The organism is Azomonas macrocytogenes, from assembly GCF_014191985.1.
Classification (GTDB): Bacteria; Pseudomonadota; Gammaproteobacteria; order Pseudomonadales; family Pseudomonadaceae; genus Azomonas; species Azomonas macrocytogenes.
On sequence record NZ_JACHXI010000036.1, the window covers coordinates 1 to 11,140 of the forward strand.

At 55.8% G+C, this 11,140-nt stretch carries 12 protein-coding genes, 1 tRNA gene, 1 pseudogene and 1 riboswitch; of the genes and pseudogenes, 8 read left to right on the forward strand and 6 right to left on the reverse strand.

Going from position 1 to position 11,140, the window contains the following annotated elements:
* Window positions 1–374: pseudogene (locus FHR87_RS18200) on the forward strand (MBL fold metallo-hydrolase); the annotation flags it as partial.
* Between the two features lie 283 nt (window positions 375–657).
* On the opposite strand, the gene FHR87_RS18205 reads toward FHR87_RS18200, so the two are convergent.
* The 4 genes from FHR87_RS18205 to thiC all read right to left on the reverse strand — a co-directional run bounded on the left by FHR87_RS18205 (window position 658) and on the right by thiC (window position 5,091).
* Window positions 658–924 (reverse strand): DUF2790 domain-containing protein, encoded by a 267-nt coding sequence (locus FHR87_RS18205; protein WP_183168192.1) that lies wholly within the window; start codon window positions 922–924, stop codon window positions 658–660.
* Window positions 925–1,266: 342 nt separating this feature from the next.
* The gene (locus FHR87_RS18210) at window positions 1,267–2,577 is read right to left on the reverse strand and encodes a hemolysin family protein (RefSeq protein ID WP_183168193.1); all 1,311 of its coding nucleotides are present in this window, start codon (window positions 2,575–2,577) and stop codon (window positions 1,267–1,269) included.
* Window positions 2,578–2,735: 158 nt separating this feature from the next.
* The gene (locus FHR87_RS18215) at window positions 2,736–3,146 is read right to left on the reverse strand and encodes a DUF1428 domain-containing protein (protein ID WP_221189924.1); all 411 of its coding nucleotides are present in this window, start codon (window positions 3,144–3,146) and stop codon (window positions 2,736–2,738) included.
* Window positions 3,147–3,207: 61 nt separating this feature from the next.
* Window positions 3,208–5,091, reverse strand: a complete 1,884-nt coding sequence (thiC, locus tag FHR87_RS18220) for a phosphomethylpyrimidine synthase ThiC (RefSeq protein WP_183168194.1) — start codon at window positions 5,089–5,091, stop codon at window positions 3,208–3,210.
* Window positions 5,092–5,152: 61 nt separating this feature from the next.
* Window positions 5,153–5,260: riboswitch (TPP riboswitch) on the reverse strand.
* A 171-nt stretch (window positions 5,261–5,431) separates the two neighbouring features.
* On the opposite strand from thiC, the gene FHR87_RS18225 reads away from it, so the two are divergent.
* The gene (locus FHR87_RS18225; protein ID WP_183168195.1) at window positions 5,432–6,187 is read left to right on the forward strand and encodes a transporter substrate-binding domain-containing protein; all 756 of its coding nucleotides are present in this window, start codon (window positions 5,432–5,434) and stop codon (window positions 6,185–6,187) included.
* A 114-nt stretch (window positions 6,188–6,301) separates the two neighbouring features.
* On the opposite strand, the gene FHR87_RS18230 is transcribed toward FHR87_RS18225, so the two are convergent.
* Window positions 6,302–6,607, reverse strand: coding sequence for a hypothetical protein (locus tag FHR87_RS18230; RefSeq protein WP_183168196.1), 306 nt, complete (start codon window positions 6,605–6,607; stop codon window positions 6,302–6,304).
* Window positions 6,608–7,166: 559 nt separating this feature from the next.
* Here FHR87_RS18230 and FHR87_RS18235 point away from each other — a divergent pair.
* The 3 genes from FHR87_RS18235 (at window position 7,167) to FHR87_RS18245 (ending at window position 9,388) form a co-directional block, all read left to right on the forward strand.
* Complete coding sequence (locus tag FHR87_RS18235) at window positions 7,167–8,036, forward strand: MurR/RpiR family transcriptional regulator (protein ID WP_183168197.1); 870 nt, start codon at window positions 7,167–7,169, stop codon at window positions 8,034–8,036.
* 28 nt (window positions 8,037–8,064) lie between these two features.
* A complete protein-coding gene (locus tag FHR87_RS18240) occupies window positions 8,065–9,258 on the forward strand; it encodes a methyltransferase (RefSeq protein ID WP_183168198.1) in 1,194 nt (397 codons plus the stop codon).
* Between the two features lie 54 nt (window positions 9,259–9,312).
* Window positions 9,313–9,388 (forward strand) — tRNA-Thr (locus FHR87_RS18245).
* 48 nt (window positions 9,389–9,436) lie between these two features.
* On the opposite strand, the gene FHR87_RS18250 is transcribed toward FHR87_RS18245, so the two are convergent.
* Complete coding sequence (locus tag FHR87_RS18250; protein WP_183168199.1) at window positions 9,437–9,715, reverse strand: hypothetical protein; 279 nt, start codon at window positions 9,713–9,715, stop codon at window positions 9,437–9,439.
* A gap of 218 nt (window positions 9,716–9,933) precedes the next feature.
* Between FHR87_RS18250 and FHR87_RS18255 the strand changes: the two genes are divergently transcribed.
* From FHR87_RS18255 to FHR87_RS18265, 3 genes are all read left to right on the forward strand, one after another.
* Window positions 9,934–10,149, forward strand: a complete 216-nt coding sequence (locus FHR87_RS18255) for a type II toxin-antitoxin system VapB family antitoxin (RefSeq protein WP_183168200.1) — start codon at window positions 9,934–9,936, stop codon at window positions 10,147–10,149.
* A 5-nt stretch (window positions 10,150–10,154) separates the two neighbouring features.
* Window positions 10,155–10,529 (forward strand): type II toxin-antitoxin system VapC family toxin, encoded by a 375-nt coding sequence (locus FHR87_RS18260; protein WP_338021274.1) that lies wholly within the window; start codon window positions 10,155–10,157, stop codon window positions 10,527–10,529.
* Between the two features lie 248 nt (window positions 10,530–10,777).
* A complete protein-coding gene (locus tag FHR87_RS18265; RefSeq protein ID WP_183168202.1) occupies window positions 10,778–11,062 on the forward strand; it encodes a hypothetical protein in 285 nt (94 codons plus the stop codon).
* Window positions 11,063–11,140 lie beyond the last annotated feature (78 nt).

Below are 11,140 nucleotides of genomic sequence, written 5' to 3' on the forward strand. Positions count from 1 at the left end.
CATTCGTGCCGCCGGAATCCCCGATTCCTGAAGTAAAAACGTCGTACGCGGTCGGCCATACGCCTGGCAGTACTGTGTATAGATTTGCCTCTGGCAGTGCTGCCATCGGCTTTATTGGTGATTTGATTCACAATGCGGCTGTGCAGTTTTCTCATCCCGAGGTCGCCATCAGATTTGATGTTGATCCTCGTAAAGCTACACAGGCGCGAGAAGATGAGTTTGCCAAATTGGCGAAGAATGGTGAGTGGTTGGCGGCAGCCCACCTTCCATTCCCGGGGATTGGACATGTTACTCAGACTGGTAAAGGTTTTAACTGGGCGCCAGCGCTATATGGACCTTACCAGCGGGCAGCTCAGGTTCCTTTGCTGAAATGACAGGCGTATTAAAATTTTGCCCAATTGATGACACGCCCCGGTCAGATCAAGAAGAAAATGCTGTTGCAAATAAGTTCTCGTTGAAGTGTTCCGGTTTGCCAATGCTAGCGAATAGGCCAGGCGAGCATGCTTATACCTATAGAAGGAAAACAGGGCGTTTCTTGTTGTTGCTTTCTGCCCTGTTCACCAAGGATTTAACCGCTGTCTAGCTGCGTAGATTATTGTGACAAGACGCATGACAGATGCTCAAAAACTTATATATTCTACGATACAGCGATCAAGATCAGCCGTTGCAGTTGGAGCCCATGGCCAGGTATTCCAAAGTATGCTGCTCGTTTTTCGAGTCCTCATATACCATGGTCATTGGCTCTACCCTGCAACTATGCGGGCGATCGGATATGTAAACGACCCGCTTGATGTCCAGTTTCATGCCGTAGGTGTACTGTTTCAGATTCATGTCTTTTTCGAATTCATCCTGTGCACTGGGGGTTGTTGCCAATGCCAACCCCGGCAGGCAGGCGAGCGTAGCGATGAGGATTGCCTTCTTCATGTTTACCTCCAAGTGTTCGAGTATGCCAATGGCTCTTGCACAGCCGTTTCAGCAATGCCCGAACAAGGTGATGAATAGTTGGTTATTGTTCTGCCTTGTTGCGGCGGAATCCATTCTAGATCGAATGGTTTGTAGGTTATAACCAACAAAAGCCATGAGTCTGTAACATAACTTGAGTACCCTACGGCTTTTTTCTTCATATCCCATAAAACGGGGCCTTCAGGGCATACCTGGCTTAATTTGGTTACAAAGCACCGAGTGAAACCGCCAGGTTTTTTACATTCGACAGGTTGAATCCCGGCCAAATCTGATTTATGCGCTTTTGCGCATGGCCGATTCTTCTCAGGATTCCGGGGGGGTATTGATTGTCGGCTCGGGCAGGCGACTGGCCAGCACTTTGTCGATCCGCCTTCCGTCGAGGTCGACGACTTCGAAGCGCCAGTGTTGCCAGGTGGCGATGTCGCCAGTATTGGGCAGGCGTCCCAATAGCCACATCATCATGCCGGACAGGGTGTGGTAACGCTTTCTTTCCTCTTCGGGTACGGACTTCAGGCCCAGAAGGTCTTTCATTTCGATCAGCGGGATAAGCCCGTCAAGTAGCCAGGAGCCATCTTCGCGCTGGACGGCCCAGGATTCGTCCGCATGTTCGGGTTGCAGTTCTCCTGTGACCGCTTCGACCAGGTCGAGCAATGTCACCATTCCCTGTACTTCGCCATATTCGTCGATCACGAAGACGACCTGGGTGCCGGAAGCACGCAGCCGAGTCAATAGTTCCATGCCGGTCAGGGTTTCCGGCACATAGGTAGGCGGTTGCAAATCCCGGATAAGGTCGAATTCTGTGCCGTTCAAGGCCTGGATGAACAGTTGCTTGGCGGTAACGATGCCCAGGATGTTGTCCATACCGCCACGACAGACTGGAAAACAGGAATACTGCGATGTGCTTACCAGCGCCAGGTTTTCGTCTGTGGGCCGGTCGGCATCCAGCCAGACGACTTCGGAACGCGGCACCATCAATGAGCAGATGTACCGATCATCGAGGCGAAACACGTTGCGTACCATGTCGTGCTCGCTCTTTTCGATGACTCCAGCTTCGGAGCCTTCCAACAGCAGTGCCTGGATTTCTTCTTCGGTGACGATCGACCTCTGGGTTTCCCGGCGCCCCATCAGCTTCAGGACTGCGGACGTTGAAAGGGATAACAGATACACGAAAGGCCGCACGATGATCGACAGGATGTTCATAGGCTTGGCAACGATACGGGCGATGCCTTCGGGGTCGATCTGCCCGATACGCTTGGGCACCAGTTCGCCGATTACAATCGAAACGTAGGTGATCAACACCACGACCAGCACGGTCGCGCTGAGCGCGCTTGCTTCCTGGGTCAGACCAAAACCCTGCAACCAACCGGCCAGGGGCCCGGCCAGCGCTGCTTCGCCGACGATACCGTTGAGAATACCGATGGAAGTGATGCCGATCTGCACGGTGGAAAGAAAACGCGTGGGCTCTTCGCCAAGCTTGATGGCAACGATGGCTTGACCATCCCCTTCTTCGGCAAGCTTTGCCAGGCGTGCCCTGCGTGCCGTGACCAGGGCGATTTCGGACATGGCGAAAATGCCATTGAGCACAATCAGGGCGATCAGGAAGAGTATTTCCATGGAAGAGTCCTTGAATAGATCTTCCGATTATCGTCCTGATTGCTGAACAGCCTGCAAACCAAGGCTGAACGAGAAAGTAACTTTTCGTTTAGCGGTCAAGCGGGCACAGGGTCTGTTGACACTACTGACGCGGCTCGCGACAGTAGTGTCAACAGGCCCTAGCACAGCACGACCAGAGGGCCGAAGCCACCGCAAGCCATGCGCTTGCAGTCGAACGTCTGCTCGCAGACCGCCATCATTTCTTGCATCCGCGGGTCCGCCATCACCGCCGCGTTTACTTGATCACGTTGCTCCCTCGAGTCATAGACGATCCAGGAACAGACCACCACTTCATCCGCAGTAGCTCCCGCTAGCTCGGTGAAGGAGCGCATGTCATCCACCTGCAGGTCGTCACCCACACACTCCCAATACTTCTGGGCACCATGCTCTTTCCACAGTGCCCCGGCCTGGCAGGCGATCTCCTTGTACTGGTCGAGCCGGTTGCGGGCGACGGGCAGCAGGAATACATCCACATAGCCGTTCATCATCGATCCTCCCGTGCAGTAGTACACACTGGAAGTAAAGATCATGCCGGCGTTCGCAGAACGGCGGCTCGACGGAAAGACACTCCACAGGTCGGCGCTTGGCGCTTCAGACCTGCTTGTAGATCACCGAACCCTCGACCTTGAAGCGTTCGGCCTGTTCCTTGAAGCCCGCTTCGATGGCTTTGCTTTCCTCAGGCAGGCCATGCTCTTTGGCGTAGTCACGCACTTCCTGGGTGATTTTCATGGAACAGAACTTCGGCCCGCACATGGAACAGAAATGCGCAACCTTGGCCGAGTCCTTGGGCAGCGTCTCGTCGTGGTAGCTGCGCGCAGTGTCCGGATCGAGACCGAGGTTGAACTGGTCTGCCCAGCGGAATTCGAAGCGCGCCTTGGACAAGGCGTTGTCGCGGATCTGCGCGCCGGGATGCCCCTTGGCGAGGTCGGCGGCGTGGGCAGCGATCTTGTAGGTGATGATGCCGGTCTTCACATCGTCCTTGTTCGGCAGGCCCAGGTGCTCCTTGGGCGTGACGTAGCAGAGCATGGCGCAACCGAACCAGCCGATCATCGCCGCGCCGATGCCGCTGGTGATGTGGTCGTAGCCGGGGGCGATGTCGGTGGTCAGCGGGCCGAGGGTGTAGAACGGGGCCTCGTCGCAACATTCGAGCTGCTTGTCCATGTTCTCCTTGATCATCTGCATCGGCACATGGCCGGGACCTTCGATCATGGTCTGCACATCGTGCTTCCAGGCGATCTTGGTCAGCTCGCCGAGGGTTTCCAGTTCGCCGAACTGGGCGGCGTCGTTGGCATCGGCGATGGAGCCCGGCCGCAAGCCGTCACCCAGGGAGAAGGCCACGTCATAGGCCTTCATGATTTCGCAGATTTCCTCGAAATGGGTATAGAGGAAGTTCTCCTGGTGATGCGCCAGGCACCACTTGGCCATGATCGAACCCCCGCGTGAAACGATGCCGGTGACACGTTTGGCAGAGAGCGGTACATAACGCAGCAGCACGCCGGCATGGATGGTGAAGTAGTCCACACCCTGTTCGGCCTGTTCGATCAGGGTGTCGCGGAACAGCTCCCAGGTCAGGTCTTCGGCGATGCCGCCGACTTTTTCCAGCGCCTGGTAGATCGGCACAGTGCCGATGGGCACCGGCGAGTTGCGGATGATCCATTCGCGGGTTTCATGGATGTGCTTGCCGGTGGACAAGTCCATCACCGTATCCGAGCCCCAGCGGATGCCCCAGGTCAGCTTGGCGACTTCTTCCTCGATGCTCGATCCCAGTGCCGAATTGCCGATGTTGCCGTTGATCTTCACCAGGAAATTGCGGCCGATGATCATCGGCTCCAGTTCCACATGGTTGATGTTGGCCGGGATGATCGCCCTGCCCCGCGCCACTTCCTCGCGCACGAATTCGGGTGTGATTTCCTGCGGGATGCTGGCACCGAAGCTTTGCCCACGGTGCTGCTCGATCAGCAGGCCGGCTTCACGGGCCTCGGCCAGCTTCATGTTCTCGCGGATGGCCACGTATTCCATCTCGGGCGTGATAATGCCTTTTTTCGCATAGTGCATCTGGCTGACGTTCTGCCCGGCCTTGGCCCGGCGCGGGTTGTGCACATGGGCGAAGCGCATGGCGGTCAGTTCCGGGTCGGACAGACGGCGCTGGCCGAATTCGGAGGTCAGCCCGGGCAGGCGTTCAGTGTCACCACGTTCGTCGATCCAGGCCGAGCGCACATCGGCCAGGCCCTGGCGGACGTCGATCGTCACCTCAGGATCGGTATAGGGGCCGGAGGTATCGTAGACGGTAACCGGAGCGTTGATCTCGCCGCCAAAGGCGGTGGGGGTGACATCCAGGCCGATTTCGCGCATGGGCACACGGATATCGGGGCGCGATCCTTGAACGTAGACTTTTTTCGAGCGTGGAAAAGGCTGGACGGATTGCTGATCGACCTGGGCGGATTCGCTGAGGTTCTTCGGTTGTTCTACACGCATCGGCTGGCTCCTGGAAAATTGTCGGAGCGAACCTGAGGGGACGGTGCCAGAGCACCCGCCATGGCGAGGACATCTTGTTTCCCTACGCAGGCCCTAACCTGATCAGGTTCAACGGGATTCGGAACGGTCCGATCTCAGCCTTCGCATCAAGGCACCCCGACAAGAACTGCTGTCAGTCTAATCAAGTGTCGCCGGGAAAACCATGGCCGCACATGGCATGCGCGCTTTTCGTCGACAGACGCGCCTGCTGTACCGCCAGTCGAGCCGAAAGCCGCAGTGAAACACGCCTGGTATCGGCATATTCTAAAAAAGTTGGAATCACTGTTGGGGAGTAGTAAGGATGAGAAGCTATCGGAAGCTGTGGTTGGCTGCCGCAGCCATTCTGTTTATCAATACCCAGGCATCCGCCGTGGACAAGCTCAGGATCGGCACGGAAGGCGCTTATCCACCATTCAATCACATCAACGCCAGTCGTCAGCCGGTCGGCTTCGATATCGATATCGCCCATGCCCTCTGCGCCAAAATGAGAGTGGAATGCGAGATAGTGACCGTCAACTGGCAAGAAATCATTCCGGCGTTGAACAGTGGCCGCTTCGACTTTCTGGCCGCCTCCATGTCCATCACCCAGGAACGCAGCCAGATCGTCGACTTTACCAAGCCCTATTACACCGACCGCCTGCAATTCATTGCGCCCCAGTCGAGCACATTGACCATCGACCAGCAGGGTCTATCCGGCAAGGCAATCGCCGTGCAGCGAGAAACCGTTGCCAGCACCTGGCTGCAGGAGAGCTTCGGCAATGTGGTCAATATCAGACTCTACGACACGCAGGAAGCCGCCTATGCCGATCTGGCCGCTGGCAAGATCGATGGCATGCTGGCCGATCGCTTCACGCAATGGGAATGGTTGCAGGGCAAGGCAGGCAAGGCTTTCGAATTCAAGGGCGAACCGGTCTATGATAATGATCGGATCGGCATTGCCGTGCGCAAGGGTGATAACAGCCTGCGTGAAAAGCTGAACAAGGCGCTGGATGAAATCGTTGCTGATGGCACTTATCAGCAGATAAACAGCAAGTACTTTCCTTTCAGCATTTATTGATATCGCCACCACAGGACGATCAAGGCCAGTTCCGGAAGTCGGCAAAAACGGGCCAAGCGCCCTATCCGGCCCGGAACGGCATCATTCGGCCAGCGGCGACGATGCGGTAGCTGCTCATTGCCTGATGACGAAGATGGAAGGTCCGTATTTCGTCTCGAAATCGCGCGACATGGCCTGGCAGGCGTCTTTCAGTGGATTTCCGTAAGGCCCCATCTGGCTATAGGCTTCTCCCCAGCACATATTGGTCATCATGCCATCGACCAGCCGGTTCGGGGATTCGAACAGAATATCGAACAGGGTGAACGTGACCAGGGTGCCTGCTATCCAGGCCAGGGCCTTGTTGGTCTGGCTGGATACAGCTGCGCCATTGACGGTCTCGGATGTGATCACATCGGTGTAAAGGGTGTCTTTCTTACTCATTTCTATCTTGTCTCCTTGCTACTTCAATGCTTGCTGGAGGTTGCGTATCGATATGGCTTAGCGTCGATCTGCGGACGCCCTGGTACTCCGGCACACGCCGAAATCAGAGTTTCACGATAGGCCAGGTTCGACAGATGAGGTGGGAAAGTCCGCAGGCCGGTATGCAGGCGTTATCCATCCCGTGATGGGCGCCGCATCCGGCTTGGCTACCGGATGACCGGTTGCGATCAAGCTGTCGGTAAGATGCTGGCCAGCTTGTTGTAGTTATCGATAATATCTTTCATTTGCGAATCGAAGGGAAGCGATTCCGCATAGCAAGCTAACGATACTATTCGTGCCAGCGCCTTGAAAGCGGCCAGGCATATATTTTTCGATAAAAGCCTGTACTACCCGGCAGACATCAGTACGTGAACGCAGTATCGACATTCCAGTTCGATGTCCTGAAGTTCAAGCTTCTACCTATGTAGTATTAAAACTACATTTATTCATTTTTCAGTCGCGCTAATGCAGACGGCTCAGTACGATAGCCGCCGTCGTATCACCATCTCCGGGAGCTGTCATGGATTATGCGCGCAACCTGCTGGAACAGATCCAGAACCGCGCTGAAGAATTGAACAAGGCCGAACGCAAGGTCGCCGCAGCGATTCTGCGCGATCCGCAGCAGGCGGTTCACTATAGTGCCGCGGCATTGGCCCAGCTCGCCCAGGTCAGCGAACCGACGGTCAACCGTTTCTGCCGCTCGTTCAATGTCAGTGGCTACCCTGAGCTGAAGATGCAACTGGTCCAAAGCCTGGCCAGTGGCGCTGCCTACGTGAGCCAGGCAGTGGAACCCGACGATGGCGCAGAGGCTTACACCCGGAAAATTTTCGGCAGCGCTATCGCCTCGCTGGACAGCGCCTGGCAAAACCTGGACCCGCATCAGGTAAGCCGTGCCGTGGATATGATGATTCAGGCCCGGCAGATTCATTTTTTCGGGCTCGGCGCCTCGGCAGCGGTCGCCCTGGATGCGCAGCATAAATTCTTCCGCTTCAATCTTGCGGTTTCCGCGCACTCCGACGTGCTGATGCAGCGCATGCTCGCGTCGGTCAGCCGGACCGGTGATCTGTTCGTGATGATCTCTTATACCGGACGAACCCGCGAACTGGTGGAAATTACCCACCTGGCACGGCAGAACGGTGCCTCTGTGCTCAGCTTGACGGTCAATGATTCACCGCTGGCTCAAGCCTCCAGCCTGACGCTGAATATTCCACGGCCAGAAAATACCGATATCTATATGCCCATGAGCTCACGGATCATTCAGCTCACCGTACTCGACGTGCTTGCCACCGGCATGACCTTGCGCCGAGGCGCGGACTTCCAGCCGCACCTGCGCAAGATCAAGGAAAGCCTCAATGCCAGCCGCTACCCAATCGATGAGGAAAGCGCCTGAGCTCGCTACCAGCGCCAGCGGATCGCACATGACGTTGATTGAGCATTTCCAGGCGCTGGATCATTTCATCCGGCAGCATGAGGGCCTTTGGCGTCCACGCCCTTTCACCTTTCTGGAATTACCCTGGGAAAAACAGCATCCGGCCATGGCCGGCTGGCTGCGCCGGCGCACACTGGAAGAAGCGGAAAAAGAGCATAACGATCCATTTGCAATACCTGCACCCTCACCCTTTCCCGAACTGGCCGACACCGCCAGACGGCTCAGCAAGGTCGCAGCGCTACCGACCACCGTCTTCTCGCCAGCATCCGCGACACGTCTTTGCGTGGATATTCCCGGCCGCAAATGGCAGCAAATCCAAGCGTTCTCCGGTTGTTTGCAATTCTCGCAACCACCCCGCCACTGGCTGGACTGGTGCGCCGGCAAAGGACATCTTGGACGCCTGTTGGCCAGCAACGGTACACCGTCGACATGCCTGGAATGGAAAGCCGAACTGGTCGAATCCGGCCATTTGCTCAGTCAGCGCCTGGGAATTCAGCTTAATCACTTGCAACAGGATGTGCTCGCTGACGATATCGCCGAACGCTTCCAGCCAGAACACACCCCAATCGCACTACACGCCTGTGGTGACCTGCACGTGCGCCTCATCCAGGCAGCCATTACCCATGGTTGCCGACAACTGGCGCTCGCGCCCTGCTGCTACAACCGTATTCAGGGCACGAACTATCAGCCGCTTTCCCATGCAGGCCGTGCCTCCAGCCTGCAACTCGATCAGGATGACCTGCGCCTGCCTCTGAGTGAAACCATTACCGCCGGCAACCGTGTACGCCGCCAGCGCGACCGTTCCATGGCCTGGCGCCTCGGCTTCGACCTGCTGCAGCGCCGCTTGCGCCAACAGGACAGCTACCTGCCCACCCCATCCCTGCCCAGCGACTGGCTGCACAAGCCTTTCGAGCAGTACTGTCGCGACCTGGCTGCACTCAAGAACCTTTCGCAACCTGTAAGCGAAAACTGGCAAGCGCTCGAACAACACGGCTGGCAACGCCTGGCTCAAGTCCGCAACCTCGAACTCGTTCGCACGTTGTTCCGCCGTCCACTGGAACTATGGCTCCTGCTCGACCAAGCCCTGCTCCTGCAAGAACACGGCTACACCGTACGCCTGGGCACCTTCTGCAGCCATGCCCTGACCCCGCGCAACCTGATGCTGCTCGCCGAACGCAACTAAGTGTTTTCAAAGGTTTACTTCAGCAGCGCAATCGCTATAATGCACGCCACTTTTGCCGGTATAGCTCAGCTGGTAGAGCAACTGACTTGTAATCAGTAGGTCCCGAGTTCGACTCTTGGTGCCGGCACCATATAAATAGAGGCTCACAGCAATGTGGGCCTTTTTTGTTTTGTGTGTTTTAGGGATCACTTTGGGTAGCACTTCTCGAAAGTACCGTTGATTTTCTCGCCTCAAAATAACTCCGCGTTTCATGGGGAAGCATCGATTTGCGGATGGCGTTGGCAGGCATAACTCCGGACTTGCCTTGGCTTGAGAACAGGTAGGAAGGAGCTGCCCTCAATGCGCGCCCCAGCAGGCGCTGGCCTGGATGACAGGCTCTCAACATGTGCTGGAAATTTTTCCAGCACATACCAAAGGATCGTCCATACGTATCTGATTTCCCGTCAACCGTGGTCATGATGACCACCCCTTCCACCATCTATCTAGCTGTAGGCTACGTAAATAAATGGCCTCGCAATCTAAGCTGTTCCCCCACTTCGATAATGCGTGAGCTTCATTCCCGCATAGCCTACTGATTCAGAATCTCCTGTCGTCGCCATAACCATGCTCATCGATTCATGTTGGAATGCATCAAAATTGGATTAAAGTTGCATCACTAATGATGCAGGAGGGCGTATGAGAACTACGGTTACGCTTGACGACAATCTTTATCAGCAGGCGCTTGAACTGGCCGACCCGGCGATGGACAAGGCCGATTTATTTCGGGAAGCCTTCAAGACGTTTGTTCGTGTGCAGCGGGCGAAACGCTTGGCGGCGCTGGGTGGCTCTGCACCTGATATGCCGGATATTCCTCGCCATCGCGATGAGCAAGCGATGGGGGCTGATGATTGAACGATGTGCTTGTCGATACTTCGGTTTGGGTCGCTCATTTTCGTGAGCCAAGTGATGCACTCATTCGATTGCTTGAGCGAGACAGTGTTCTGGCTCATCCATTGGTGATAGGGGAAATTGCCTGCGGAACGCCCCCAAACCGAAAACAAACTCTGGCTGATCTGATGAGCCTACAGCCCGTCAATCAAGCTAGCCTGCAGGAAGTGCTCGCCTTTATTGAGCACGGACATTTATTCGGGCAGGGCTGTGGGCTGATTGATCTTCAACTGCTGGCATCGACAGTCATCACGCCTGGAGCAAGGTTCTGGACGCTGGATAAGCAATTGGGTGCATTGGCAGAGCGTTTTAACGTGAGCTTCCGATCGATAGCATGCCGGTGATGAGTTGATTGCCGAGTGGACCACCGCACCGCCCGCGGGCGTCGATATCGAAACCCCGCATCCTGGACCGACGCACTATGGCTACTGATCTGTGTGCCATTGATGACTGGGCCAGCGCTTGTGAGCCGAGCATCGACTGACGGATAACAGCACAACATTAATCTGCGACAAACTGTTTCATTGCGTGAATGGAATATGCGTCTTTACTGCATTGAGTTTTACTTTCTTCTTTACAAATGAGATGTGCCATGTCCGCTGTCATTCCATTAGAACTCTATAACGCATTAGAGCCCCAAAGCATTGGCGATACGCTGGATCCGTTACCAAAGGCAAGCCCCCTGCAAACGGAACTACGAAAATGCTTTTTTTCTACTGACGACATGCTCAACTACCTTAAGCGCGAACACCGGCAAGTCATTGAGACTCTGCAAACGGTAGAAGAAATCACTCAACAGGATCGCCCTACCATTGAGCAAATAAGCGAAATGTTTAAATCAGGGAAACGTAATAAGCAGAGTGAACCTGTCCCCTGAGAACGGACGCCAAGAAGCACGGGGTCAAGCGGCCTGCTTCATCTTCCTGGCATAGTCGTTGGGCGACAGGTAGCCAAG

Bases quoted from the DNA above. Each gene is read 5' to 3' on its own strand.
- FHR87_RS18205 (WP_183168192.1), bottom strand. From the start codon at position 924: ATGAAGAAGGCAATCCTCATCGCTACGCTCGCCTGCCTGCCGGGGTTG.
- FHR87_RS18210 (WP_183168193.1), bottom strand. From the start codon at position 2,577: ATGGAAATACTCTTCCTGATCGCCCTGATTGTGCTCAATGGCATTTTC.
- FHR87_RS18215 (WP_221189924.1), bottom strand. From the start codon at position 3,146: ATGATCTTTACTTCCAGTGTGTACTACTGCACGGGAGGATCGATGATG.
- thiC (WP_183168194.1), bottom strand. From the start codon at position 5,091: ATGCGTGTAGAACAACCGAAGAACCTCAGCGAATCCGCCCAGGTCGAT.
- FHR87_RS18225 (WP_183168195.1), top strand. From the start codon at position 5,432: ATGAGAAGCTATCGGAAGCTGTGGTTGGCTGCCGCAGCCATTCTGTTT.
- FHR87_RS18230 (WP_183168196.1), bottom strand. From the start codon at position 6,607: ATGAGTAAGAAAGACACCCTTTACACCGATGTGATCACATCCGAGACC.
- FHR87_RS18235 (WP_183168197.1), top strand. From the start codon at position 7,167: ATGGATTATGCGCGCAACCTGCTGGAACAGATCCAGAACCGCGCTGAA.
- FHR87_RS18240 (WP_183168198.1), top strand. From the start codon at position 8,065: ATGACGTTGATTGAGCATTTCCAGGCGCTGGATCATTTCATCCGGCAG.
- FHR87_RS18250 (WP_183168199.1), bottom strand. From the start codon at position 9,715: ATGACCACGGTTGACGGGAAATCAGATACGTATGGACGATCCTTTGGT.
- FHR87_RS18255 (WP_183168200.1), top strand. From the start codon at position 9,934: ATGAGAACTACGGTTACGCTTGACGACAATCTTTATCAGCAGGCGCTT.
- FHR87_RS18265 (WP_183168202.1), top strand. From the start codon at position 10,778: ATGTCCGCTGTCATTCCATTAGAACTCTATAACGCATTAGAGCCCCAA.